The 24720-nt window shown below is 69.8% G+C and carries 24 protein-coding genes; 8 read left to right on the forward strand and 16 right to left on the reverse strand.

The features are described 5' to 3' along the window. Positions 1-72: 72 nt before the first annotated feature. Entirely contained in the window at positions 73-471 is a 399-nt protein-coding gene (locus tag G412_RS0109555; RefSeq protein ID WP_244282894.1) for a hypothetical protein, read from the forward strand. 119 nt (positions 472-590) lie between these two features. Next, on the forward strand, positions 591-3158 hold the full coding sequence (locus tag G412_RS0109560; RefSeq protein ID WP_028811910.1) for an alpha-L-arabinofuranosidase C-terminal domain-containing protein: 2568 nt from the start codon (positions 591-593) through the stop codon (positions 3156-3158). A gap of 80 nt (positions 3159-3238) precedes the next feature. On the opposite strand, the gene G412_RS0109565 is transcribed toward G412_RS0109560, so the two are convergent. From G412_RS0109565 to G412_RS0109595, 7 genes are all read right to left on the reverse strand, one after another. Continuing rightward, positions 3239-4420, reverse strand: coding sequence for an aldose epimerase family protein (locus tag G412_RS0109565; RefSeq protein WP_028811911.1), 1182 nt, complete (start codon positions 4418-4420; stop codon positions 3239-3241). Positions 4421-4441: 21 nt separating this feature from the next. Continuing rightward, positions 4442-5680 (reverse strand): multiple monosaccharide ABC transporter permease, encoded by a 1239-nt coding sequence (gene mmsB / locus G412_RS0109570; RefSeq protein WP_028811912.1) that lies wholly within the window; start codon positions 5678-5680, stop codon positions 4442-4444. A gap of 5 nt (positions 5681-5685) precedes the next feature. Next, complete coding sequence (gene mmsA, locus G412_RS0109575) at positions 5686-7206, reverse strand: multiple monosaccharide ABC transporter ATP-binding protein (protein WP_037648345.1); 1521 nt, start codon at positions 7204-7206, stop codon at positions 5686-5688. Between the two features lie 23 nt (positions 7207-7229). Further along, complete coding sequence (gene chvE / locus G412_RS0109580) at positions 7230-8357, reverse strand: multiple monosaccharide ABC transporter substrate-binding protein (RefSeq protein WP_028811914.1); 1128 nt, start codon at positions 8355-8357, stop codon at positions 7230-7232. 6 nt (positions 8358-8363) lie between these two features. Further along, a complete protein-coding gene (locus G412_RS0109585; RefSeq protein ID WP_037648249.1) occupies positions 8364-9338 on the reverse strand; it encodes a hypothetical protein in 975 nt (324 codons plus the stop codon). 235 nt (positions 9339-9573) lie between these two features. Next, positions 9574-10542 (reverse strand): zinc-dependent alcohol dehydrogenase, encoded by a 969-nt coding sequence (locus G412_RS0109590; protein ID WP_051338271.1) that lies wholly within the window; start codon positions 10540-10542, stop codon positions 9574-9576. 41 nt (positions 10543-10583) lie between these two features. Further along, complete coding sequence (locus G412_RS0109595; protein ID WP_028811917.1) at positions 10584-11732, reverse strand: mandelate racemase/muconate lactonizing enzyme family protein; 1149 nt, start codon at positions 11730-11732, stop codon at positions 10584-10586. Positions 11733-11934: 202 nt separating this feature from the next. Between G412_RS0109595 and G412_RS0109600 the strand changes: the two genes are divergently transcribed. The 4 genes from G412_RS0109600 (at position 11935) to G412_RS0109615 (ending at position 15241) form a co-directional block, all read left to right on the forward strand. Next, on the forward strand, positions 11935-12705 hold the full coding sequence (locus tag G412_RS0109600) for an IclR family transcriptional regulator (RefSeq protein ID WP_028811918.1): 771 nt from the start codon (positions 11935-11937) through the stop codon (positions 12703-12705). Beyond that, entirely contained in the window at positions 12702-13550 is an 849-nt protein-coding gene (locus G412_RS0109605) for an SMP-30/gluconolactonase/LRE family protein (protein WP_028811919.1), read from the forward strand. The genes G412_RS0109600 and G412_RS0109605 overlap by 4 nt, the downstream gene beginning before the upstream one ends. A gap of 108 nt (positions 13551-13658) precedes the next feature. Continuing rightward, complete coding sequence (locus G412_RS0109610) at positions 13659-14759, forward strand: NADH:flavin oxidoreductase/NADH oxidase (protein ID WP_028811920.1); 1101 nt, start codon at positions 13659-13661, stop codon at positions 14757-14759. A gap of 128 nt (positions 14760-14887) precedes the next feature. Then, on the forward strand, positions 14888-15241 hold the full coding sequence (locus tag G412_RS0109615) for an ArsR/SmtB family transcription factor (RefSeq protein WP_028811921.1): 354 nt from the start codon (positions 14888-14890) through the stop codon (positions 15239-15241). 36 nt (positions 15242-15277) lie between these two features. Here G412_RS0109615 and G412_RS0109620 read toward each other — a convergent pair whose 3' ends face one another. Both G412_RS0109620 and G412_RS0109625 read right to left on the reverse strand, forming a co-directional pair. Then, positions 15278-16639, reverse strand: coding sequence for an FAD-dependent oxidoreductase (locus tag G412_RS0109620; protein ID WP_028811922.1), 1362 nt, complete (start codon positions 16637-16639; stop codon positions 15278-15280). Between the two features lie 216 nt (positions 16640-16855). Further along, the gene (locus tag G412_RS0109625) at positions 16856-17554 is read right to left on the reverse strand and encodes a DUF305 domain-containing protein (RefSeq protein ID WP_078606886.1); all 699 of its coding nucleotides are present in this window, start codon (positions 17552-17554) and stop codon (positions 16856-16858) included. 109 nt (positions 17555-17663) lie between these two features. Between G412_RS0109625 and G412_RS0109630 the strand changes: the two genes are divergently transcribed. Continuing rightward, positions 17664-19151: an LVIVD repeat-containing protein gene (locus G412_RS0109630; protein ID WP_028811924.1), complete on the forward strand. Its 1488-nt coding sequence runs from the start codon at positions 17664-17666 to the stop codon at positions 19149-19151. Here the strand turns inward: G412_RS0109630 and G412_RS0109635 are convergent. The 5 genes from G412_RS0109635 to G412_RS0109655 all read right to left on the reverse strand — a co-directional run bounded on the left by G412_RS0109635 (position 19139) and on the right by G412_RS0109655 (position 22854). Beyond that, positions 19139-19780: a TetR/AcrR family transcriptional regulator gene (locus G412_RS0109635; protein WP_028811925.1), complete on the reverse strand. Its 642-nt coding sequence runs from the start codon at positions 19778-19780 to the stop codon at positions 19139-19141. The two genes, G412_RS0109630 and G412_RS0109635, sit on opposite strands and share 13 nt — an antisense overlap. Before the next feature lie 147 nt (positions 19781-19927). Then, complete coding sequence (locus tag G412_RS33740) at positions 19928-20635, reverse strand: phosphatase PAP2 family protein (RefSeq protein WP_037648255.1); 708 nt, start codon at positions 20633-20635, stop codon at positions 19928-19930. A 103-nt stretch (positions 20636-20738) separates the two neighbouring features. Beyond that, a complete protein-coding gene (locus G412_RS0109645; RefSeq protein WP_028811926.1) occupies positions 20739-21674 on the reverse strand; it encodes a M56 family metallopeptidase in 936 nt (311 codons plus the stop codon). Between the two features lie 82 nt (positions 21675-21756). Next, positions 21757-22338 (reverse strand): DUF5134 domain-containing protein, encoded by a 582-nt coding sequence (locus tag G412_RS0109650; protein WP_028811927.1) that lies wholly within the window; start codon positions 22336-22338, stop codon positions 21757-21759. A 129-nt stretch (positions 22339-22467) separates the two neighbouring features. After that, entirely contained in the window at positions 22468-22854 is a 387-nt protein-coding gene (locus G412_RS0109655; RefSeq protein ID WP_028811928.1) for a VOC family protein, read from the reverse strand. 70 nt (positions 22855-22924) lie between these two features. Between G412_RS0109655 and G412_RS0109660 the strand changes: the two genes are divergently transcribed. Next, positions 22925-23509, forward strand: a complete 585-nt coding sequence (locus G412_RS0109660) for a GNAT family N-acetyltransferase (RefSeq protein ID WP_028811929.1) — start codon at positions 22925-22927, stop codon at positions 23507-23509. Here G412_RS0109660 and G412_RS0109665 read toward each other — a convergent pair. Both G412_RS0109665 and G412_RS41365 read right to left on the reverse strand, forming a co-directional pair. Beyond that, on the reverse strand, positions 23499-24182 hold the full coding sequence (locus tag G412_RS0109665) for a glycerophosphodiester phosphodiesterase (RefSeq protein WP_028811930.1): 684 nt from the start codon (positions 24180-24182) through the stop codon (positions 23499-23501). The two genes, G412_RS0109660 and G412_RS0109665, sit on opposite strands and share 11 nt — an antisense overlap. Positions 24183-24220: 38 nt before the next feature. Next, complete coding sequence (locus G412_RS41365; RefSeq protein ID WP_279626761.1) at positions 24221-24346, reverse strand: hypothetical protein; 126 nt, start codon at positions 24344-24346, stop codon at positions 24221-24223. Positions 24347-24720: the final 374 nt, after the last annotated feature.

The raw sequence follows: 24720 nt of genomic DNA on the forward strand, positions 1-24720 counted from the left end.
GATCATGGAGGCCGTTCCCGAAGCGTCCGCCGGCACGATCGCCGTGGGCGCGCACGCCTGAGGAGAAAAACCATGCCCGACATCCGCATGCACACCCCGGACGATTCGGTGGCCCTCGTGGAGGTCGCCACGGGACCGGCAATGGACGCGCAGGCCGGGCAGATCCACATCGGCGCGCGGAGCGGTGCGTACGTCTCCCTGGTGGCGACGCCCCCGCAGGCGCGGGAGCTGGCGGCGGCGCTTGTGCGGGCGGCCGACGACGCCGAGGCGCAGGTCAAGGACACGTATCCGACCGTCAGGGCGGGTGAGCTGCGCCGCGGGGACGTACGTACCGGGGAGCGCACGATCACCGTGGAACGCGTCCGGTCCGACGGCGACACCGTCCACGTCACCTGGGCGTCGGACGCCGGGCGCCACTGGACCCAGAGCTACGCGGCGGACACGGAGATCGGCCTTCGGCGACGCGCGTAGTCGGCTGTCAATAATTTCCTCTTGCTGCACGGGAGTTGACCTGCCGTGGGCTCCTGCCTATGTTCTCGTTCGGGATTGTGGTCGATGTCCGATATTTCGAACGAACACCGGGAGCCCGTATGCACAGTCAGAGAAGGTCCAGACACCGGCTCGCCGTCGCGTCGGCGGTCCTCGCCGGCCTGACGGCCGCTCTTGTCGTCGCACCCGGTGAAGCGCCCGCCGCGGCGGAGGCGGCGGTCACCGACTACTCGATCAGTGTCGACCCGGCCGGCGCCGGGCCCGCGATCGACGACTCCATGTACGGCGTGTTCTACGAGGACATCAACCACGCCGCCGACGGCGGACTGTACGCCGAGCTGGTGCAGAATCGTTCCTTCGAGTACGACCCCGCCGACAACCGCTCGTACACCCCCCTGACCGCCTGGAAGGAAACCGCGAGCGGCGGAGCGACCGGCACGGCCCGCGTCGTGGACGACAGCGGGCGGCTCAACGAGCGCAACCGCCGCTATCTGCGGCTGGACCTCGACGGAAACCGTGACGGTGACAGCGGCCGCCTCGGCGTCGCGAACTCCGGCTACAACGCGGGAATCGCCGTGCGCGCGGGAGAGAAGTACGACTTCTCGGTGTGGGCACGCACCGACCAGACGCGCGGAACCCCGCTCAGCGTCGAACTGCGCGACGGCCAGACCCAGCTGGCGCGGCCCTTGCGCGTCACGGCACGCGGCGACCGCTGGACGAAGTACTCCGGAACCCTCACCGCCCGCGCGACCAGCGGCGCCGGCCGGCTCGCCGTCACCGCTGGCGGCAGCGGCACCGTACGGCTCGACATGGTCTCGCTCTTCCCCCGCGACACCTACAAGGGCCGGCCGAACGGCCTGCGCAAGGACCTCGCCGAGAAGGTCGCAGCCCTGAAGCCCGGCTTCCTGCGCTTCCCCGGCGGCTGCCTGGTGAACACCGGCAGCCATGAGGCGTACGAGGCACCGGACTTCGAGCGCAAGCGCTCCTACCAGTGGAAGGACACCGTCGGCCCCGTCGAGCAGCGGCCGGTGAACGCCAACTTCTGGGGCTACAACCAGACCTACGGACTCGGCTACTACGAGTACTTCCAGTACGCCGAGGACATCGGCGCGATGGCCCTGCCCGTCGTCCCCGCCCTCGTCACCGGCTGCGGCCAGAACAAGGCGACCGACGACCCGGAGCTGCTCCGCCGCCACATCCAGGACACGCTCGACCTCATCGAGTTCGCCAACGGACCCGTGTCCTCCCCGTGGGGGAAGAAACGCGCCCGGATGGGCCACCCCAAGCCCTTCGGCCTGACCCACCTGGAGGTCGGCAACGAGGAGAACCTCCCCGACGAGTTCTTCACGCGATTCACCGAGTTCCGCAAGGCCATCGAGGCCAAGTACCCAGCCGTCACCGTCATCAGCAACTCCGGCCCCGACGACAGCGGCGCCACGTTCGACCGCGCCTGGCAGCTGAACCGTGATGCCAAGGTCGCCATGGTCGACGAGCACTACTACAACAGCCCGCAGTGGTTCCTGGAGAACAACGAGCGTTACGACGCCTACGACCGCCAGGGCCCCAAGGTCTTCCTCGGCGAGTACGCGTCACTCGACAACCGCTTCTCCAACGCCCTCGCCGAAGCCACCTACATGACGGGACTCGAACGCAACGCGGACGTCGTCAAACTCGCCTCGTACGCGCCGCTCCTCGCCGACACCAACGACGCGCAGTGGCGGCCGAACATGATCTGGTTCGACAACACCACCTCATGGGGAAGCGCCAGTTACGAGACGCAGAAGCTCTTCATGAACAACGTCGGTGACGAGGTCGTACGAAGCCAGGCCTCCGGCACCCCCGCCACCAGCGGCCCGATCACCGGTGCCGTGGGCCTCTCCACCTGGGCGACCGCCGCGGCGTACGACGACGTGAGTGTCACGTCGGCCGGCGGCGCGCGCCTCTTCGCCGACGACTTCTCCGGCGACGACAGCCGCTGGACCAGGGCGGCGAGCACCGGCTCCTGGTCCGTGAAGGACGGGGCGTACCACCAGTCCGACGCGGCGGCCGAGAACACACTCGTCACGGCGGGCGACCCGGCCTGGCACGACTACGACCTGAAGCTCAACGCGACGAAGCAGTCCGGCAAGGAGGGCTTCCTGATCGCGTTCGGGGTCAAGGACACCGGCAACTACTACTGGTGGAACCTCGGCGGCTGGGGCAACACCCGTTCCGTCGTCGAGAAGGCAGTGGGCGGCGCCAAGCAGACCCTCATCGAGCGCGGTACGACGATCGAAAGCGGTCGCACCTACGACGTCAAGGTCCAGGTGCGCGGCCGGCAGGTGACGCTCTTCCTCGACGGCAAGGAGTGGGGCAGCTTCACGGACGACAAGACCGCTGAGCCCTTCCGCCAGGTCGTCACCCGCGACAAGGCCACCGGCGAACTCATCGTCAAGGTCGTCAACGCCCAGGACGCGCCCGCCCGTACGAAGATCGATCTCGGCCGGGACACCGCCATCGCGTCGTCCACGGCCCGACTGACGACGCTCCAGGGCGCCCCGGACGCGGTGAACACCGCCACCGACCAGCCGATCAGGCCCCGCGGCTCGACCCTGGAGGGGGTCGACAACACCTTCACGTACACCTTCCCCGCCCACTCCGTCACCTTCATGCGCATCAAGACGGGCTGAGCCCCGCTGGGCCCGGACGACAGACCGAAGCCCCCTGCCGGAACCTGATCCGGCAGGGGGCTTCGGTCTCTGCGCCGTCGTCAGCGGGCCGAGAAGGTGTGGACTGTGGTCGAGCGGTACGTCGATTCCGGGCGCAGCACCGTCGAGGGGAACGACGGCTGGTTGGGCGAGTCCGGGAAGTGCTGCGACTCCAGGCACAGGCCGTCGCCCTGGCGGTACAGCCGGCCGGACGTTCCGGCGAGCGTGCCGTCGAGGAAGTTGCCGCTGTAGAACTGCATGCCCGGTTCGGTCGTGTACATCTTCATCACCCGGCCCGAACCGGGATCGGTGAGCGTGAGCGCGTAGCCGGGCGTGGACGTGATGCCCTTGTCCAGTACCCAGTTGTGGTCGAGCCCCTTCCCGTACAGCACTTGCTCGTGCGGTGTGCGGGCCTGCTTCCCGATCGCCTTCGCCCGCCGGAAGTCGAAGGGCGTTCCGGAGACGCGCGCGAGCTCGCCGGTCGGGATCAGGGTGGCGTCGACGGGGGTGTAGCGGGCGGCGGCCATTTCCAGCGTGTGGCCGTCGATGGAGCCGCTGCCCTCGCCCGCCAGGTTGAAGTAGGTGTGACTGGTGAGGTTGGCGACCGTGGCCCGGTCGGTGGTGGCCCGGTAGTCGATGCGCCAGTCACCGCGCGCGGTGAGCGTGTACGTGACCTTCACCTTGAGCGTGCCGGGGTAGCCCATCTCGCCGTCCGGACTGATCCGCCGGAGGACGAGCCCCCGGTCGGACCCCCGGCTGAAGGGCTCCACGTCCCACACCTGCTTGTCGAAGCCCTTGTCGCCGCCGTGCAGGCTGTTCGGTCCGTCGTTGAGAGGCACCTGATACGCACGTCCGTCGAGCGTGAACCGGCCCTTGGCGATGCGGTTGCCGTAGCGCCCGATCAGCGCGCCGAAGTACGGGGACTTGGCGACGTAGTCGTCGAGATTGTCGAAGCCCAGCGAAATGTTCGCCGCCGCGCCGTGCCGGTCCGGTATCTCCAGGCACTGGACGATGCCACCGTACGAGAGGACCTTCAGCCGCGTCCCGCCGTTGGCGACGGTCCAGCGGTACACCTTCGTGCCGTCGGCCAGCCGGCCGAAGAGCTCCCGCGAGGGGGAGTGCCCGGTCGTGGAGTGCCCGGTGGGGGAGGTGGCGGCGTACGCCGTGCCCGTCCCCGCGAGGCCCGCGGCGGCTGCCGCACCCGCCGTCGCGCCCGCCAGTACGGTGCGTCTGCTCGTGCTCATCTTGATGACCCCTTCAGGGAGTTATGAACCGACCTTGCGCTTGTTCCATACGTCGAAGCCGACCGCCGCCAGCAGCACGAGACCCTTGATGACCTGCTGGTAGTCGGTGCCAATGCCGACCAGCGACATGCCGTTGTTGAGTACGCCCAGCACCAGGCCGCCGATGATCGCGCCGAACACCGTGCCGACGCCGCCGCTCATCGACGCGCCGCCGATGAACGCCGCGGCGATCGCCTCCAGCTCGAAGTTGACGCCGGCCTGCGGCACACCCGCGTTCAGCCGGGCCGCGTACACGACCCCCGCCAGGGCGGCGAGCACGCCCATGTTCACGAAGACCAGGAAGGTGACGCGCTTGTCCTTGACGCCCGACAGCTTCGCCGCCGCCTGGTTGCCGCCCAGCGCGTACACATGCCGGCCGACGACCGCGTTGCGCATCACGAAACCGAAGCCGATGAGCAGCACCGCGAGCAGCAGCAGCACCACGGGTACGCCCCGGTAGCTGGCCAGCGTCAGGGTGAAGGCGAGGACGGCTGCCGCCATCGCCACGCACTTGGTGAGAAAGAGCGAGCGCGGCAGCACGTCGAGGTCGTGACTCAGCTGCCTGCGCCGGTCGCGCACCTCCTGCGCCAGCGCGAAGACGAGCAGGACCAGGCCCAGCAGCAGAGTGAGGTTGTGGTAGTTGGTGTCCGGTCCGAGGGACGGCAGGTACCCCGTGGAGATCTTCTGGAAGCCCTCGGGGAACGGGCCGATGGAGCGCGAGCCGAGGAAGATCTGCGTACCGCCGCGGAAGAGCAGCATGCCCGCCAGCGTGACGATGAACGAGGGGATGCCGACGTACGCGATCCAGAAGCCCTGCCAGGCCCCGGCGACCGCCCCGATGACCAGCGCGATCACGGTGGCGAGCACCCACGGCACGTCGTGCTCGACCATCATCACCGCGCACGCGGCGGAGACGAACGCCGCGAGCGAGCCGACCGACAGGTCGATGTGGCCCGAGATGATGACGATCATCATGCCGATGCCGAGGACCAGGATGTAGCTGTTCTGGAGGACCAGGTTGGTGACGTTGTTCGGCTGGAGGAGTACGCCGTCGGTCCAGATCGCGAAGAGTACGACGATCAGCGCGAGCGCGATGAGCATGCCGTACTGGCGCATGTTGCGGCGCATGGTTTCCAGCAGCAGCGTGCTGACCGCGGAACCGCGCGGTCCGGGCGGAGCGGCTTGCCGCCCCGGCTTCTCGGTGGTGACCGGGCTGCCCATCTTGCTTACCTCTTGTCCATGGTCATGTGGCGCATCAGTACTTCCTGGGTCGCGTCCGCGCGCGCGATCTCGCCCGTCAGCCGGCCGGCGGACATCGTGTAGACGCGGTCGCACATGCCGAGCAGTTCGGGGAGTTCGGAGGAGATGAAGATGACGGCCTTGCCTTCGGCGGCGAGGCGGTCGATCACGCTGTAGATCTCGAACTTGGCGCCGACGTCGATGCCGCGGGTCGGTTCGTCGAGGATCAGCACCTCGGGACCTGCGAAGATCCACTTGCTGAGGACGACCTTCTGCTGGTTGCCGCCGGAGAGCCGGCCCACCTGCTCGAAGACCGTCGGCGCCTTGATGTTCATGCTGCGGCGGTACGACTCTGCGACCCTGGTTTCCTCGTGGCCGTCGACGATGCCGCGCTTGGCGACCTTCGGCAGGGCGCTGAGGGTGATGTTGCGGCCGATGGTGTCGATGAGGTTGAGGCCGTAGTGCTTGCGGTCCTCGGTGACGTACGCGATGCCATGGCCGATCGCCTCCGGAACGGTCCGGGTGCGGATCTCCTCGCCGTCCTTGAGGACGATGCCGCTGATGTTCCGGCCGTACGACCGCCCGAAGACACTCATCGCGAGTTCGGTACGCCCGGCCCCCATCAGCCCCGCGATTCCCACGATTTCTCCCCGCCGGACATGCACGGAGACGCCGTCGACGACCTTGCGCTGCTGGTCGATGGGGTGGTGCACGGTCCAGTCGCGTACTTCCAGGGCGGGATGGGCGCCGGGATCTCCCTCGTACGGCGTCCGCTCCGGAAAGCGGTGGTCGAGGTCGCGGCCGACCATGCCGCGAATGATCCGCTCCTCGGTGGTCGCGGCCGCCTTGACGTCGAGGGTCTCGATGGTGCGGCCGTCGCGGATGATGGTGACCGAGTCGGCGACCGCGGCTATCTCGTTGAGCTTGTGCGAGATGATGATCGAGGTGATGCCCTGTTCCTTCAGCTCCAGGATCAGGTCGAGAAGCTGAGCCGAGTCCTCGTCGTTGAGCGCGGCGGTCGGCTCGTCGAGGATCAGCAGCTTCACCTCCTTGGACAGCGCCTTCGCGATCTCCACGAGCTGCTGCTTGCCGACCCCGATGTCCGCGACCCGCGTCTGCGGATGCTCGCGCAGCCCCACCCGCTTGAGCAGCGCCGACGCGTGCTTGAGGGTCTCGTTCCAGCTGATGATCCCGCGCCGGGCGTGCTCGTTGCCGAGGAAGATGTTCTCGGCGAGGGAGAGGTACGGCACCAGGGCGAGCTCCTGATGGATGATCACGATGCCGTGCGCCTCGCTGGCCCGGATGTCTTTGAAGGCGCAGTGTTCGCCGTCGAAGAGGATGTCCCCCTCGTAACTCCCGTGCGGGTGTACGCCGCTGAGGACCTTCATCAGGGTCGACTTGCCCGCGCCGTTCTCCCCGCAGACAGCATGAACCTCGCCGCGCGCCACGGTCAGCGTTACGTCGGAGAGTGCCTTGACGCCGGGGAAGGTCTTGACGATCGAGCGCATCTCCAGGACGGGCGCCGGCGCCGTCACAGGTCGCTCGCCTTGATGTATCCGGAGTCCACGAGAACAGATTGGTAGTTGGTCTTGTCGACACTGACCGGTTCGAGGAGGAAGGAGGGCACGACCTTCTTCTCGTTGTGGTACGTCTGGGTGTCGTTGACCTCGGGCTTCTTATCGTTCAGTACGGCGTCGGCCATCTGCACGGCCTGCTTGGCCAGCGCCCGGGTGTCCTTGTAGACGGTCTGCGTCTGCTGTCCGGCGATGATGGACTTCACGGACGCGACCTCGGCGTCCTGGCCGGTGACGACGGGGTACGGCTTGGCCGGCGTACCGTATCCGTCCGACTTGAGCGCGGACAGGATGCCGATGGAGATCCCGTCGTACGGGGAGAGGACGGCGTCCACGTCCTCGGAGCCGTACGCCTTGGTCAGCAGGTCGTCCATGCGCTTCTGCGCGGTCCCGCCGTCCCAGCGCAGGGTGGTGACCTGGTCGAGCTTGGTCTGGCCGCTCCGGACGACGATCTGCTTGCTGTCGATGTACGGCTTCAGGGTCTTCCAGGCGCCCTGGAAGAAGTAGCCGGTGTTGTTGTCGTCGGGCGAGCCGGCGAACAGCTCGACGTTGAACGGGCCCTTCTTGCCGCTCGCGGTCTCGCCCTTGCCGCCGTTCTTCAGCCCGAGCTTGTCGATGATGTACGTCGCCTGGAGGACGCCGACCTTCTCGTTGTCGAAGGAGGCGTAGTAGTCGACGTTCGGAGTGCCGAGGATGAGGCGGTCGTAACTGATCACCTTGACGCCCTGGGCGGCGGCCTGGCCGAGCACGTCGCCCAGCGCGCGGCCGTCGATGGCGGCGACCACCAGCACGTCGACACCCTTGGTGATCATGTTCTCGATCTGCGAGACCTGCTGGTCGACGTCGTCCTCGCCGTACTGCAGGTCCGTCTTGTAGCCGAGCTTCTTGAACTGCTCGACCATGTTGTTGCCGTCGGCGATCCACCGCTCGGAGGACTTCGTCGGCATCGCGATGCCGATGGTGCCGTCCCCGGCGGACTTCTTCTCCTTGCTGCCGCCCTCGGCGCTCTGGCCGCAGGCGGCGAGGGAGAGGGCGAGCGCGGTGGTGGTGAGGGCGGTCGCGGTCCGGGATACGCGTCGAGTCATGACGGATCAGTCCTTCGCGGGGATGGCGGTGGTGGCGGCGGTCGTGGGGAAGCGGTGGAGGGTGCCGGGCAGGCGGGATCCGAGCGGGGACATCCCGCCGTCCGCACCGTGCCGGGCGAGCAGGTCGAGTACGAGGCGTCCGCGGCGTACTCGCTCACGGGCGCCGGCCAGGGCGGTGTCGCGCAGTTGGGCGCCGTACGGATAGATGCCGGGGGACTTCGACAGCCCGAACTTGAGGTACAGGGGCGCGCCGCGCCGGATCAGCTCGGCGGCCTCGTACATGCGGATGTAGCCGCCGAGGTCGTCGGGCGCCTCGACGTAGAGGTCCATGGGGGCGCGGCTGACCCTCCGGATCTCGGTGAAGTGGGCGAGCGTGAGGTCGGAGGGGATGTTGACGGAGTCGGCGCCGAGCCGCTCGTAGACGGCGTACGAAGCCGGGTTGACCGGCCCGATCAGCGCGGAGACCTTGAAGGTGGTGTCGGCGGGCAGCACCCCGGCGGCGCGCAGTTGGTGCAGCGTCCACAGCACGCCTTCGTCGGCGACGAGCAGGCACTTCACTCCCAGTGCGGTCGCGCGCAGGGCGTCTTCGACGCATCCGGCCAGGGCGTCATGGCCACGGGCGCGCAGACCGCCGCCGCCGGAGTCGGTGCGGGTGGCCGCGCCGATGTCCCAGGTTCCGCGCGGCCCGGTGAACAGGCAGAGCTCGATGTCGCGTTCGGCGCAGGACTCCACCATCTCGGTGATGTCGCTGTCGGTGAGCATCCAGATGCCGCTGCCCTGGCTGATGCGGTGGATGGGGACGTCGAGGCGCGAGCTCTCCTTGAGTACGACGGCGAGCGCCTCCGGCCCCTCCACCGACGGCACCTCGGTACGCCAGGTACCGCCGTCGGGGAAGGCGTGCGGGGAGGAATCCGCGGGGTTGTCGTCCGGTGTGGGATGGCCGATGCGGGCGAGGGCGTCGGCGCCGGGGTGGCGGGGCATTGACGGGGCTGTCACGGGACTCCTTGGTTCGAGATTTCGGACGGGGTTCGATCGTTTCGTGAGGTGCGGTGTCCGCCAGCGAGCTGTGCGGCAGTCTCTCGGCGTGCCGCGCGTTTCACCGTGCGGCGACTCTTCAGCCCGTACGTCCCGTCCGGCCCGTCCGGCGCATGAGGACCAGGGTCCGGGGCGAAGCCCGCCAGACAGGGCGGGGAAGGGAAAGAGCCCCCGGCCGTCCCTACGGCCGCAACAGCACCTTCCCTACCTTGGGGTCGCCGCGCCCCACACACGCCACCGCATCACCGAACTCCTCCAGCGGAAACTCGTGCGTGATCAGCGGCCCCGGATCGATCAACCCGGCGCCGAACGCTCGTACAGCGAACGACCAGGCCGACGACGGCGCCCCGAAAACGGACCGCACGCTGAGCTGGCTCAGCGACAGATGTACGGGATCGATCCCCGTCGCCCCCGGCGCGAACATCCCGGTGAGAACCACCCGGCCGCCCCGCCGGGCCAGCAGACAGGACGACGCAGCGGTGGAAGGCGCTCCGGCAGTCTCGACGACGAGGTCGTACCGTCCCGCGAGTTCTCCCTCCTCCTCGGGCGTACGCGCCTCGGTCGCCCCGAACTCCAGGGCGCGGGCCGCCCGTTCCGCACGCGGGTCGAAGACCGTCAGCTCGCCGGGGCTCGCGGCGGCCAGCAACTGCACCGCCAGCAGCCCGAGCGTGCCCGCTCCCACCACGGCCACCCGCTCGCCCGCTTCCGCGTGCCCCGCCCGCACGGCGGCAGCCACGACCGCGGCCGGCTCCAGCAGCGCGGCGGCCCGCAGATCGGCGTCGTCGGCGAGCGGATGAAGCAGCCGGGCGGGGACGACCACATGGTCGGCGAAGGCGCCCGGCCGGGTGAAACCCGTCTCGTCGTACCCGGCTGTGCACAGCGACGTATCGCCGCAGCGGCACCGCTCACACGTGCCGCACGCCCGGAATCCCTCGGCCACGGTCTTGCGCCCGACGAGCCCGCCGTCGACACCTGCACCCACCGCCTCGACGGTCCCGGACCACTCGTGCCCGGGAACCACCGGGTAGCGCACGTACGCCGCGTCACGATGGCCGTCGTATACCTCGCGGTCGCTCATGCAGATGCCGGCGGCCGCCACCCGCACCCGTACCTCGCCGGGGCCGGGTTCCGGCGCGTCCCCGGTCACCATCCGGTGCGATCCGGGCGCTTCGACGACGATCGCGCGACTGCTCACTCGCTCTTCCTCCGCTCCCAGCCCTCGGCCCACAGGTCGAACCTGGCCTGCTGCTGCGGGAATTCGGCCGCCGCCGCGACATCGAGCTCGACGCCGAGACCGGGCGCGTGGGACACCTCGAAGTAGCCGTCGACCACCTCGGGCGCTCCGCGCACCACCTTCTTGATCTCCGCGTCGGCGAAGTCGTTGAAGTGCTCAAGGATCTTGAAGTTGGGTGTACAGGCGCCCAGTTGGAGGCTCGCGGCGGTCAGCACCGAACCACCCACGTTGTGCGGGGCGACCTGCACGTAGTGCGTCTCGGCGGTCGCCGCGAGCTTCCGGGCCTCCAGGATGCCGCCGATGTGGCCGAGGTCCGGCTGGATGATGTCGGCCGCCTGCGACTCGAAGAGCTCGCGGAACTCGATCCGGTCGTGGATACGCTCCCCGGTGGCGACCGGCATGTCCACCTTGGCGGCGACCTTCTCCAGCGCCTTGAGGTTCTCCGGCGGAACCGGCTCCTCCAGCCAGGCGGGCCGGAACGGTGCCAGCTCGTGGGCAAGCCGCACCGCCGTAGCGGGGGAGAAGCGCCCGTGCATCTCCAGCATCAGCTCGGCGTCCGGTCCGATCGCGTCCCGTACGGCCTCGATCAGCGACACCGCGTAAAGCGTCTTGGCGTGGTCGAGCTCGTAGTGACCGGTCCCGAAGGGGTCGATTTTCAAGGCCTTGTAGCCCCGCTCCATGACCGCCTGAGCAGCCTTGTGGTACGCCTCCGGAGTGCGCTCCGTGGTGTACCAGCCATTGGCGTACGCCTTGACCTTGTCGGTGACCTTTCCGCCCAGCAACTGCCAGACCGGCACGCCGAGCGCCTTGCCCTTGATGTCCCAGCAGGCCATCTCCACGACGGCGATGCCCGACATGACGATCTCGCCGGCCCGCCCGTAATCGCCGTACTTCATCCTGCGGACGAGGTCCTCGACGGCGAACGGGTCGGATCCCGCGATGTGGTTGGCCTCCGCCTCGCGGAGGTAACCGAGCAGAGCGTCGGTGTGGCCGAGCATCCGGGTCTCGCCGACACCGGTGAGGCCTTCGTCCGTATGGACAACGACATAGGTCAGATTGCGCCAGGGTGTCCCGACGACATGCGTGCTGATTCCCGTAATACGCACGGCAGTTGCCCCTTGAAGGTGTTCGAGATTTCGTCACACGTTCGAAATGCTGGCGTGACCGTAATCAGCGGCTCCATGAGGTGTCAATGGCTCGCGCGGGGAAAGCCCCGCCCATTGCCGGGCGAACGGACCTGTGGTTAGCCTGTGTTCGTCATGCCGGCCAATGGTCGGGGTTTCGAACGGAAGGGGTGGGTGGCCGATCATGGGACGACTGGTCCCGGCGGTGACGAGGTCGCTGGACATACTGGAGCTGTTCCTGGAGGGGGACGGAACCCTGTCCGCGCCCGACGTCACGCGAAAGCTCCAACTGCCCCGCACCACGGTGCACGAGCTGCTCACCACGCTCGCCGCGCGCTCCTATGTGGTGCCCGTTCCCGACCAGCCCGGCCGCTACCGGCTCGGGGTGCGCACCTATCAGCTCGGCAGCCGGTACGCGGAACAGCTCGATCTCGCCGCGGAGGGACAGCAGGTCGCCCGCGAGGTGGCCGAGACCTGTGACGAGACAGTCCATGTCGCCATCCTTGAGGGCACCGACGTCATCTACATCGCGAAGGTGGACTCCACGCACGCGGTACGCATGGTCTCCGCCGCCGGTCGCAGGCTGCCCGCGCACTGCACCTCCGTGGGAAAGATGCTGCTCGCCTCGCTGCCCGAGGCGGAGCTCGACGCGCGCGTGGGAGAGCGGTCCCTCGCCGCGATGACGCCCAACAGCATCACTGATCCGGCCGATCTGCGCACCGCCCTCGCCGAGATCCGGGAACGCGGTCTGGCTTTCGAGCACCGGGAGTCGAACCCGGACGTGAGCTGTGTGGCCGCGCCGGTGCGCGACAGCGCGGGGCGGGTCGTGGCGGCGCTCTCCATCTCCGTACCCATGATCCGGTGGAGCGAGGCGCGGGAGGACGAGCTGGCGGAGCTGGCGGCCAAGGGTGCGGGCGATCTGTCGGTCCGCCTCGGTCACCGGGTCCGGCCGTGAACGCGGGGGGCCCGGAGGTCGCCGTCCGGGAGCGGGCGTCGCTCGGCGAGGGGCCTGTCTGGGACGCGGCGGCCGGCCGGTTGATCTGGGTGGACATCCTGTCCGCGCGCGTCCATACGTACGACCCGGTGAGCGGCCGCCGTACGGTCATGGTCACCGAGCAGCATGTCGGCGCCGCCAGGCCGCGGGCCGGCGGCGGCCTGGTCGTCAACCTCCGTGACGGAATAGGCCTGTACGGGCCCGACCTGGCGTTCTCATGGCTGGTGCGCGACCCCGTGCCCGGCCGACGCGGCAATGACGCGGCCGTCGGCCCTGACGGGGCGCTGTGGGCGGGCACGATGCGGTACGACGAGGCGCCGGGGGGTGGAAGCCTCACCCGGATCGCCCCGGACGGCACGACGACGCGGGAAGTGACCGCCGCTGTCAGCAACGGCACGGGCTGGAGCCCGGACGGGCGCCTCATGTACTACGCCGACTCGCCCACCCGTCGTATCGACGTCTTCGACGTGGCCGGCGCACGCGTCCTGAACCGCCGTCCGTGGGTGCGGATCGAGAAGTCCGCCGGCTACCCGGACGGGCTGACCGTCGACGCCGAGGGCTGTGTCTGGGTGGCTCTCTGGGACGGCGCGGCGATCCGCCGGTACACGCCGGACGGGCGGCTCGACCGGATCGTCGCACTTCCCGTACGCCGTCCCACGTCGTGCGCTTTCGGCGGCGCCGGCCTGCGCGATCTGTACGTCACCACGGCCCGGACCGGTCTCGCCCGTCCGCATCCGCTCTCCGGCTCTCTGCTGGTCCTTCCGGGCGCGGGCCAGGGCCTGCCCGGCACGCCCTTCGGAGGCTGACCGGACTGGTTGTACGAGAGGCTTCGTAATTTCACGACCATCGTAGTACGGTGTCTATCGTACAAGCGCCGGTCGATCCAGCCGCACCCGCTGAAACGGAGTCCTCTCGTGAGCACCCTCTTCGAGCCCTACACCCTGCGCACGCTGACCATTCCCAACCGCATCTGGATGGCCCCCATGTGCCAGTACAGCGCGGAGGTGTTCGGACCGAACGCCGGAGTGGCGCACGACTGGCATTTCGCGCATTACGCCGCCCGGGCCACCGGCGGCATCGGCCTGATCCTGGTCGAGGCCACCGCGGTCAGCCCCGAGGGCCGGATCAGCCCGGCCGACCTGGGCATCTGGAACGACCGGCAGGTCGAGGCGTTCCGCCGCATCACGGCGTTCCTGGAGAGTCAGGGCACGGTTCCGGGCATCCAGCTTGCGCACGCGGGACGCAAGGCGTCCACCGACCGCCCCTGGCGCGGCGGCGGCCCGGTCGCCGCGGACGACCCCGAGTCCTGGCAGACCGTCGCGCCGAGTCCGCTGGCGTACGGAGAGCAGCACCCGGTACCCAGCGAGCTCACCACGGATCAGATCCAGGAGATCGTCGGACAGTTCGCGGACGCGGCGCGGCGGGCCCTCGCGGCCGGCTTCAAGGTCGCCGAGCTGCATGGCGCGCACGGCTACCTGATCGGTGAGTTCCTCTCCCCGCACAGCAATCACCGCACCGACGAGTACGGCGGCTCCTTCGAGAACCGCACGCGGTTCGCCCTGGAGGTCGTGGACGCGGTGCGCGCGGTGTGGCCGGAGGAACTGCCGCTGTTCTTCCGGATCTCGGCGACCGACTGGCTGACCGAGAACCCGGACGACGAGCGGAACGGCTGGACGGCCGACGACACCGTCCGCTTCGCCCACGAGCTTCTGGCGCACGGCGTGGACCTGCTCGACGTCTCGACGGGCGGGCTCGCGCCGCACGCGCGGATACCCGTCGGCCCCGGCTACCAGGTGCCGTTCGCCGAGCGGGTCCGCACCGAGACCGGCCTGCCGGTCGCCGCCGTCGGCCTGATCACCGACCCGGTGCAGGCCGAGAAGATCCTCGCCGACGGCCAGGCGGACGCCGTGCTGCTCGGCCGGGAACTGCTGCGCAACCCTTCGTTCGCCCGCCACGCCGCACGGGAACTGGGCGGCGAGGTGCACACGCCCGACCAGTACGGCTGGGCGATCTGAGCCCCTCCCTCAGCGGGGCACGGTGTCCGCGCCGCGCCCCGCCCACGGCCCTCTGCCCGGTAGTGCGAGGAACGCCAAACTACGACGAGCGTCGTACGATAGACACCCCGGATGAACTGGAGACCGCCGTGAACACCGCCACGAGCACGCGTGACCTCGCGCATCCCACGCGCGACGAGATCCGCCTCGAAGGGGTGCTGCACGCGCTCTCCGACCCGATGCGCCTGCTGATCGTCCGCGAGATGGCGGTGGCCGAGACCGAGCTGGCCTGCTCGTACTTCACCCTTCCCGTCACCAAGTCGACGACCACCCACCACTTCCGCGTACTGCGGGAGAGCGGTGTCATCCGCCAGGCCTACCGGGGCACGGCCAAACTCAACGGGCTGCGCCGCGAGGACCTGGACGCGCTCTTCCCCGGCCTCATCGAGCGCGTCCTGGAAGCCGCGGCCCTTGAGGCGGACCGGCTCGGCACGGACGGCTGACGAGAGCGGGGGAGGGGCCCTGGCCCCCGGCGGACGTCAACTGCCGCCGTGCGCGGCGGCCAGCAGCCCCGCCCACTCGTGGAGCTTCACCGAGCGCCGGCCCAGCGCGACACCCAGCGCCGCCTCCGCCGCCTCGATGGCCTGCCAGTCGTTCCACACCACCGGCCGTACGCCCGACTCGCGCAGCGCGGCGAGCGGGTCGTCAGGGAGCGGGCGCCGGGCGAGCGCCGGCGCGTCCGCGAGGAGCGAGGCCACCGTCTCCTTGGCGCACGGCCGGTTGGTGCCGATGACGCCGGTCGGGCCCCGCTTGATCCAGCCCGCGACGTACTCGCCCGGCGACGCCACACCGTCCCGCAGAACGCGCCCCGCCGCGTGCGGCACCGTCCCGCTCCCCGCGTCGAACGGCAGTCCGGGGAGCGGTGCTCCCCGGTAGCCGACCGACCGCAGTACGAGCCGGGCCTCGATGTCCTCGTACGTTCCCGTGCCGCGTACGCCGCCGCTGCCGTCGGGCACCGTGCGCTCGAAGCGCACCCCCGCCGCCCGTCCGTTCTCCTCCAGCACCTCCACCGGCCGCAGGAAGAACCGCAGATGGATGCGGCGCGCCCGCTCCTCGCCCCCACCCGCCGCCCAGCCCCGCAGTACCTCCACATTGCGCCGGTTCACGGCCGGCAGGGCCACCGCGGCCGCCGACTCGGGATCGGCGTACGCCGGATCCAGGGCGAGCTCCTCGGGCCGTACGACCACTCCCGCGTCCGGCAGTGTGCCGAGTTCCCGCAGTTCCTTGGTGGTGAACTTCGCCTGGGAGGGACCGCGCCGGCCCACCATGTGCACATCGCGCACCAGGCTCCTCCCCAGCACGTCGAGCGCCGGTTGCGGCACATCGGTGGGCAGCAGCTCGTGCGCGGCGCGCGCCAGGATGCGGGCCACGTCCACCGCCACATTGCCCACCCCGATGACAACGGCCGAACGCGCGCCCAGTGCGAAGCCGTTCGCGGACGCGTCCGGATGCGCGCTGTACCAGGAGACGAAATCGGTGGCCGAGTAGCTTCCGGGCAGATCCTCGCCCGGAATGCCGAGCCTGCGGTCGGTGGCGGCCCCGACGCAGTACACGACTGCGTGGTAGAGCTCCAGCAGCCGTGCACAGGTGAGTCCCGCCGCTCCCACCTCGACATGGCCGACGAAGGTGATCCGCTCGTGTTCGAGAACGGTGCGCAGGTTGCTCTGGAGCGACTTGATCTTCTCGTGGTCCGGTGCGACGCCGTAGCGCACCAGTCCGTACGGACAGGGCAGCCGGTCCAGTACGTGCACGTGCACGTCGGGCACCGCGTCCTGCTGCACCAGGGCCTGCGCGGCGTAGACCCCGCTGGGGCCTGAACCGATGACTGCGACACGAAGCACGGCGGGGGCTCCTTCCCGCAAGGGTCTCCAGCATGGCACCGATCGGCGGGACTGGGGAGATGCGCCGCGGGGGGCCTCGCGGTGTGCGCGCGTGCGCAACCACGGCGGCCCCCGCGCGGACGTGCCGTTACGTATTCACCGTGCTGGAAAGTGCCTTTTTTGCGCTGACAACCATTATGAACCGAATGGGGCGCCGTCGGTACGGCTCCGCCGCGACTACCGCAGGTCGCGCATCCTGCCGATCTCGGCCGTCTGCTGCGCGAGCACGTCCGTCGCCATCTCCTCGACCTGGACATTGTTCCCCTGCGCGAGGACCTCGGTCGCCATGTCGACCGCGCCCTCGTGGTGAACGATCATCAGCTTCAGAAAGAGCCGGTCGAAGTCCTTGCCCTCGGCCTCCCGCAACCGCGCGAGCTGCTTGTCCGTGGCCATCCCCGGCATCGCGGCGTGGTCGTGGCCGCCCTCGTGCTTCTCGCCGCCGTTGTTGTCCAGCCACCCCCGCATGGCGCCGATCTCCGGGCGCTGAGCCGCTGTGATCCGCTCGGCGAGGCGCTTGACCTGCGTGGACGATGCCCGCTTCGGCGCGAGTTCTGTCATCACCAGTGCCTGGCCGTGATGCTCGATCATCATGCGCGCGTACCTGAAGTCCGCCCCGTTGGGCGAGCCGTCGGGCAGGGACTTCGCCGCCTCCTGCGCCGACATGGTCCTCGCGGGCTCACCCGGCCTGCCGGGCGCGACCACCGAAGGCCCGGCGGCCGACTTCGCCTTCGGCCCGCTCCCGCCCTCCGCGTCGCACGCGCCGAGGCACAGTACGGCGGCGACCGCGGCCGCGGTCGTGGTCGCCACGTGCGCGATACCGGGTCTGCGGGCACGCGTGGGGTTGTGATGGGTCAACACGGCGACCTCCTGGGACACATGAGTTTCACTACGTCCTCATTGCCGTCTGTTGAGATGTGCATGCAAACGACCATACTGCCGGGGTGTATGAACCGTTCAACTACGAACGGATACAAGGGAGGACGCAGTGACCTCGTTGCACATCACCCGCGTGCGGCGCAGACGCCTGGGCGTGGCAACAGCCGCAGCAGGGCTCATCGCCACGCTGCTGACGGCCGGCCCCGCGGCCGCGACCCCCGATCCGGGAGACGCGCCGGCGAAGCAGAAGAGCCTGACCACCTCGCAGCAGGCCGAAGTCCGGGCCGCCATCGAGAGCGGCGAGATACCCGGTGTGGACGAGATAGTCCACAGCAAGAACATCGAGCACCTCGCGAACGTCCCCAAGGACGCCCTCAAGGGCACCAACTCGGACCTGGCGTTCCAGGGCAGGTACGCCTTCTCCGGCAACTACGACGGGTTCCGGATCTTCGACATCAGCGACCCGAAGGCCCCCAAGACGGTCGCCCAGGTCCTGTGCCCCGGCTCGCAGAACGACATCTCCATCTCCGGAGACCTGCTCTTCCTCTCCACGGACTCCTCCCGCAGCGACAACTCGTGCACGAGCACCTCGCAGCCCGCGACGGAGAAGTCCTCCTGGGAGGGCATGAAGATCTTCGACATCAGCGACAAGAGCAACCCGCGGTACGTCGCCGCTGTCGAGACGGCGTGCGGCTCGCACACGCACACGCTGGTGCCCGAGCGCCGCAACGTCTACGTCTATGTCTCGTCGTACTCGCCGAGCGACACGTTCCCGGACTGCAAGCCGCCGCACGACGGCATCTCCATCATCAAGGTGCCGCGCGGCGCCCCGGAGAAGTCCGCGATCGTCGACTTCCCGGTCCTCTTCCCCGACGGCGGGAACCCGGGCGCGCCCACCAACCCGGGCGTCACCCAGACGACCGGCTGCCACGACATCACCGTGCTGCCCTCGAAGGATCTGGCCGCCGGTGCCTGCATGGGTGACGGCATCATCTTCGACATCGAGGACCCGGAGAAGCCGAGGGTGATCGACCGCGTCCAGGACAACGTCAACTTCTCGTTCTGGCACTCGGCGACCTTCAACCAGAAGGCCGACAAGATCGTGTTCACCGACGAGCTCGGCGGCGGCCCCGCCGCCACCTGCAACGAAGCCACCGGCCCCAAGCGTGGCGCCAACGGCATCTACGACCTCACCGGCAGGGGCGACCAGCGCAAGCTCGTCTTCAAGAGCTACTTCAAGATCGACCGTCACCAGGCCGCCAACGAGAACTGTGTCGCCCACAACTCCTCGCTGATCCCGGTCAAGGGCAAGGACATCATGGTCCAGGCCTGGTACCAGGGCGGCGTCTCCGTCTGGGACTTCACCGACTCGCTCAGGCCGAAGGAGATCGCCTTCTTCGAGCGCGGCCCCGTCAGCGCGACCTCCTCGGTCACCGCCGGCTCCTGGTCGGCGTACTACTACAACGGCTACATCTACTCGAACGACATGGCGAAGGGCTTCGACGTCCTGAAGCTCAACGACAAACGCACCGACAGCGCGAAGAAGGTCCGTCTGCGCGAGCTCAACGTGCAGACCCAGCCCGCCTACCGCCGCTGACCCACGGTCGGCGCACGGGCACCGCCGGGCGGTTCTCCGCCCGGCGGAACGCCGAGCTCCCAGTCCAGTCCGTACCGCTGGAACAGCTCCGCCCGCAGCCGGGGAAGCGGCATTGGCGCCCCCGGCAGCAGTACGGCGAACACCGCCCCCATCAGCTGTGCGCGCAGCAGCGGATAGTCGGCGTCCACATCCGGCGTCCCATAGCGCACGACGGTGTTCCGCAGCAGCTCCGCCAGCCGCTGCTGTTCGGGGCACTGCACAAAGCCTTCGGCCTGGAGAATGCCGGCCATGTGGGTGCGCATGAGCACCGGATGGTCGCGGGCGAGGCCCAGTACGCAGTCGATCGCGCGGGCCAGCAGTTCACTGCCGTCCTCGGTGCGCGGTTCACGCTCCAGGGCGGATTCAAGCGTCCGGTGCATCAGCCGGTGAACGGCCGACTGCAGCAACTGCCGTTTGCCGGGGAAGTAGTACGAGATCAGTCCGCGCGCCGCTCCGGCCCGGTCCGCGATGGCGCCGAGCGTCGTCGCCTCGTAGCCGCGCTCCCCGACGAGCTCAACGGTGGCCTGCAACAGCCGTTCCCGGGAACGGCGACGCAATTCCTCGTTGACCGATGCGCTGCGCGGGGACATGCTGTAACTCCTGCGTTGACTGGCCCGTAGCCAATATACTCAGTGGTGTCAGGACAGGCGCCTTGCCGTGGCTTGTTCTGGGGGCTTGCTGTCTGTATCCGGCGGCGCGGGGGACCGCCGGATACAGACGCTCGTCCATGTCAGCGGTCAGCCGGCTGTTTCTTGTCGGCCGTCGGCCTCTTCCCGCGAAGCGACCAGCCGACCGTACGCCACCGCGGAAAGCGCCACGACGGCCGCTCCCAGCAGCCAGCCGCCCACCACGTCGGACACCCAGTGCACCCCCAGATACAGCCGGGTGACACCGACACCGACCCAGGAGACCGTTCCCACGACCAGGACGGCCGCCCGCAGCCTCGGATCGGCGCCGCGCAGGACGAGCAACCACACCAGCAGCCCGCAGGTGACCGTCGCCGTCATCGCATGGCCGGACGGCCAGGCCGAGAAGTGCGCGGAGTCGACCGGATCCGGCCACTGGGGCCGCTCACGGCCGACCGCTGCCTTGAGGCCCTGCTGTACGAGCGCACCGATCACACTGGTGGCGGCGATCCACAGCGCCAGGAGCCGTTCCCCCTGCCGGAGCAGCCATACGAAGACGACGGCCACCAGCGCACGCATCGTCCACGGGTCCCACACCCAGTCGGACATGATCCGGTTGGTCTGCGTGAGTGCGGGGTCGCTGACCGCCCAGTCGTGCAACGCGTCCCCGACCGTGCGGTCGAGCGACATCAGGGGGCGCCACTCGACCGCGACGAGCAGCAGCAGGAAAACGGAGAGAGCGGTGAACACAACCGCCGCGACCACGGGGGCGGGCGGCGGTGCGGGGCGGGACGGCGGAGCGAGCTGGGAAGAGCGCATGGAAAGATCCTCGCCCACCGCCGGAGCCCGGGGCCACCCCGCCGTTGCCGCACGGCGGCTGGGGCCTGTCCGGCGGACCATGGCCGGGGCCGCCGGACACGCCCTAGCCCAGCGCGCTGAGCCCCGGCACGAACGCGACCAGCAGCGGTACGGCGGGGACGAGCGAGGCCGCGGCCGTGAGCCGCAGCCGGCGGCCGGCGGTGAGCCGCGGCGCCGCCGCCAGCAGCCGGTCGACGCGCCGTGGCAGCTCGGCGTGCGGTGTCGGGCACGGGCCGAACACGCCGCGGTCCTCGTTGAGTTCGACCAGGGCGAGGGCGATCGTCAGCCGGCCGAAGCGCCGCGAGGCCACATCGTCGGCGGCCAGTTCGACGAGCCGGTGCATCTCGTCGCGGAACGCCGCGAACACCGGAACCTGCGGGAACCCGATCGCGAGAGCGGACGCGCAGTGCAGCAGCCAGTCGTGCCTGGCCCGGACATGTCCTTGTTCATGGGCGAGTACGGCGTCGAGCTGGTGTCCCTTCAGGCGCCGCAACGCGGCCGTGGTGATCACCAGCCGGGGCGTCGCGCCCGGAAGCCACCACGCGTCCAGACGCTCACCCTCAAGTACGACGAGACGGTCACTGCCGGGCTCCTCGCCGGGCAGCAGCGGGGCGCGCACGAGCAGTTCGCCGCGCCGCTGCCGGCGCCGTACGCGCGCCCTGCGGACCTCCCGCGTCAGCATCGCCGCGGTCCAGGCCCCGCCGCACGCCAGCAGCACCGCGATGACCGCGGACCAAGGCCCGTACGCGGCCAGCGCGTACGCCTCCACCACGCCGTGCGGGGCGGGTGCGAAGACCTGCCCCCGTACGGCCTGCCAGGCGGCAGCCGCGCTGAACGTCATCGAAAGGCCGAAGCACAGCAGCACGGCGGCCACCACACACTGCCAGACCCACAGGGCCACCACGGGTTCGCGCTCCCGCCAGTCGGCGCGCGACATCAGCCGCGGGGCCGCGACGGCGGCGACGACACCGAGCAGCAGAAGTGCGAAGGAGACCGTCATGCGGCCAGCCTATGAGCGCGACCCTACTCACAGGTATGGCCTCGGCACTCAAGTGACGCAGGACACTGTTTCGCCGCGCGCCTCAGACGGTGAGCAACATCGCGATCATGCCGATCCCCATCGAAACCCGGCAGGCGAGCGCCAGTTCCGGCCGCGCCCCCCAGGCGACCGTCCCACCGCCCGCCCCCGCGGTCCCCGCCGCCACCGGCATCAGCTTCACCCCCGAACGCAGCACGTACGCCGCGTAGTACAGCAGCAGCGCACCGGTCAGCAGCGGAACTCCGCCTGCCGCGTACCCGGCCGTGTGGCCCGCGTGCCCGGAACCGGCGCCGCCCGGCGCCATCACCAGGGCCATGTAGACCATGGCGAGCGACCCCACCAGATGGTGCGCGTGATGCGTGTGGACGGAGCTCCCGCGTGCCCGCCACAGCGCCCGCACCGCGGCCCCGCCGAAGACGGCGGCGTACAGCATCCATCCCCACACCGGCGGCGCGAGCACCGCGGCGGGCACGGCCATCGCCGCCATACCGAACCCCATCAGCGCCTCACCGGCCGCCCCCTCACGGTCCTGCCCCCTGCCGCTGCGAACCCCCAGCAGGCAGTACGCGCCCGTCGCGGCACACAACGCCACGAGCAGCCAGCCGGACATCGTCTGTCCGTGCACGGCGTACCTCCCCGATCGACGGTGTCGTCCCGGTCGATGCCCGCTCCCGCCACGTCGTACGCGAGCGCACGGGAGTGCGAAGGGGTTGCGCGGGGGTGCGCGGGGGCGCGGCCGGGGTTCAGGGCGGCCTCAGGGGCGGTGGCGCAGCGGATGGTCGGCGGGCACCTCGACGACAGCGATGCGCACTCCGTCGGGATCGGCGACCCACATCTCGATCAGCCCCCACGGCTCCCTGACCGGCGGGCGCAGCACCTCGACGCCGTGCGCCGACAGCTCGTCGTACGCCGCCGACGCGTCCGCGACCTGGAGCCATAGCTGGAGGCCGGGCGAGGGAGGGGTGTCGGAGCGGCCGGAGATCTCAAGGAAGCCGCCGCCCAGGAAGTACACCGTCCCGCGCTCCGGGCCCGTGCCGAACTCGCGGTACACGGCGAGCCCCAGGGCCCCGCCGTAGAACGCGCGCGAACGCTCGGGATCCGTGGGGCGCAGAAGGGTCCTGCTGCTCAGTACATGCACCATGCACCCGGACCCTAGCGCGGGTTAGGCTCGGGGCGCCCGACCCGACGTAGAGATCTGGAGAGCGTCCCTGATGGAGACCACCCCGCGCCCGGCGCCCCCGGCCGCCGCAGAGCTCACCTTCCGCGACGCGACAGAGGCCGACGCGGACGCGCTCGTCGCGCTCATCGAGTCGGCGTACCGGGGGGACGCGAGCCGTGCGGGCTGGACCACGGAGGCGGACATCCTCCAAGGGCAGCGGACCGATCCCGAGGGTGTCCTCGATGTGATCAAGTCGCCGGACAGCCGGCTGCTCACGGTCGAGCGGGACGGCGAGCTGGTCGCCTGCTGCCAGCTCGAATGCCGGGGAGAGGCCGCGTACTTCGGGATGTTCGCGGTCCGTCCCCGGATGCAGGGCGCGGGACTCGGCAAGGTGATCATCGCTGAGGCGGAGCGGACCGTGCGGGAAGTCTGGGGCGCGAGGGAGATGCACATGACGGTGATCTCCGTGCGGGACGACCTCATCGCCTGGTACGAGCGGCGCGGTTATCGCCGTACGGGCCGGATGACCCCCTTCCCGTACGGCGACGAGCGCTTCGGCGTGCCGCAGCGCGACGACCTGGAGTTCGAGCTGCTGGTGAAGGCGCTGGACGAAGCGGGCGGGGCGGCTACGCGGTGAAGCGTCCCGTGCGGCGGATCTCCGGGTAGTCGGTCGTCGCACCGTCCAGCTCCAGCGCCCGCACCAGCCGCAGATGATCCTGCGTGTTCACCACCCAGCCGATGACGCGCAACCCCGCCGCGCGGGCGCGTTCCACCGTCTCCAGGGTCAGCCTGCGGATGTTCAGCGCGAGGGTCGCCGCGCCCACCGCCTCGGCACGGTCCACCACATCGTTGCCGTAACGGCTGGCGATCAGCACCGTCCGTACGCCGGGGACGAGCGACGCGATCTCGGCGACCGCCTCGTCATGGAACGACGACACCTCCACGCGGCCCGCCAGATCCCGCCGGTGCATCACCTCGGCGAGGGCCCGCGCGGCGGCCGCGTCCTTGATCTCCGCCTGGAGCGGCGACTTCACCGTGTCGAGGACCTCCTCGAAGAGCGGGACGCGCTCGCCCTGCCCGGCGTCGAGCCCCCGCAGTTCCGCGAGGGTCAGGTCGGCGATCGCGCCCCTGCCGTCCGTCGTACGGTCCACTTCGGCGTCGTGCATGACCACGAGCGCGCCGTCCTTGCTCAGATGCAGGTCGAGCTCGATGGCGTCCATGCCGGCCTGCTCGGCGCGGACGAAGGAACGGAGGGTGTTCTCCGGCTCGACACCCATGACCCCGCGATGACCAATGGTGAGGAAACTCAAGGCAATCTCGCTTCCGTCGACGGCGGCTCCTGGGCAGCCTAACGGCCCGCTTCCATGAGGGAACCCGTCTCGCGCGGGGAAGCGGAGTGCTCCGCTCGGGCCCCGGCGATCCCCAGGATCAGACCGGTGATCAGGGCGGCGACAAGAACTGCGCGGGTGCTCACGCGGTACGGCTCCAGGGAGATCGGCGAGGGTCGCGGGAGGACAGGGGGAGGACAGAGGGAGGACAGGAGGGGGAGCCGGGCAACGCGGCTCCCGCCCGTCCTACCGCCTCGGGGCGGCGATCCGCGACCCGCGTCACTCGTGCGTGGGAGTGCCCCGCGAGCGTTGACACGGCGCCGCGGCCGGTGACCTGTCAGGGCTGCCGCTCGCGCACCTCGCGTTGACCGGCGTGGCAGAAGCCATCGCTCGTACGGTGAAAGACAGGAAGAACAGCGGCGATCAATGGGGCTCGGCAGGATAATTTACGGATGCTGGGGTTGAATGGGAGAGCGCAAGACCTATACGGTGCCTTGACGCGAGGTTCTCCTGTGGAGGA

The sequence above is a fragment of the Streptomyces flavidovirens DSM 40150 genome (genome assembly GCF_000429085.1).
Lineage (GTDB): Bacteria > Actinomycetota > Actinomycetes > Streptomycetales > Streptomycetaceae > Streptomyces > Streptomyces flavidovirens.

Coding starts and splice junctions, on each gene's coding strand:
- G412_RS0109600 (WP_028811918.1), top strand. CDS start 11,935: ATGGGACGACTGGTCCCGGCGGTGACGAGGTCGCTGGACATACTGGAG.
- G412_RS0109565 (WP_028811911.1), bottom strand. CDS start 4,420: ATGAGCACGAGCAGACGCACCGTACTGGCGGGCGCGACGGCGGGTGCG.
- G412_RS0109560 (WP_028811910.1), top strand. CDS start 591: ATGCACAGTCAGAGAAGGTCCAGACACCGGCTCGCCGTCGCGTCGGCG.
- G412_RS0109635 (WP_028811925.1), bottom strand. CDS start 19,780: ATGTCCCCGCGCAGCGCATCGGTCAACGAGGAATTGCGTCGCCGTTCC.
- G412_RS0109655 (WP_028811928.1), bottom strand. CDS start 22,854: ATGGTGCATGTACTGAGCAGCAGGACCCTTCTGCGCCCCACGGATCCC.
- G412_RS0109555 (WP_244282894.1), top strand. CDS start 73: ATGCCCGACATCCGCATGCACACCCCGGACGATTCGGTGGCCCTCGTG.
- mmsB (WP_028811912.1), bottom strand. CDS start 5,680: ATGGGCAGCCCGGTCACCACCGAGAAGCCGGGGCGGCAAGCCGCTCCG.
- G412_RS0109585 (WP_037648249.1), bottom strand. CDS start 9,338: ATGCCCCGCCACCCCGGCGCCGACGCCCTCGCCCGCATCGGCCATCCC.
- G412_RS0109660 (WP_028811929.1), top strand. CDS start 22,925: ATGGAGACCACCCCGCGCCCGGCGCCCCCGGCCGCCGCAGAGCTCACC.
- chvE (WP_028811914.1), bottom strand. CDS start 8,357: ATGACTCGACGCGTATCCCGGACCGCGACCGCCCTCACCACCACCGCG.
- G412_RS0109645 (WP_028811926.1), bottom strand. CDS start 21,674: ATGACGGTCTCCTTCGCACTTCTGCTGCTCGGTGTCGTCGCCGCCGTC.
- G412_RS33740 (WP_037648255.1), bottom strand. CDS start 20,635: ATGCGCTCTTCCCAGCTCGCTCCGCCGTCCCGCCCCGCACCGCCGCCC.
- G412_RS0109590 (WP_051338271.1), bottom strand. CDS start 10,542: ATGGTGACCGGGGACGCGCCGGAACCCGGCCCCGGCGAGGTACGGGTG.
- mmsA (WP_037648345.1), bottom strand. CDS start 7,206: ATGCGCTCGATCGTCAAGACCTTCCCCGGCGTCAAGGCACTCTCCGAC.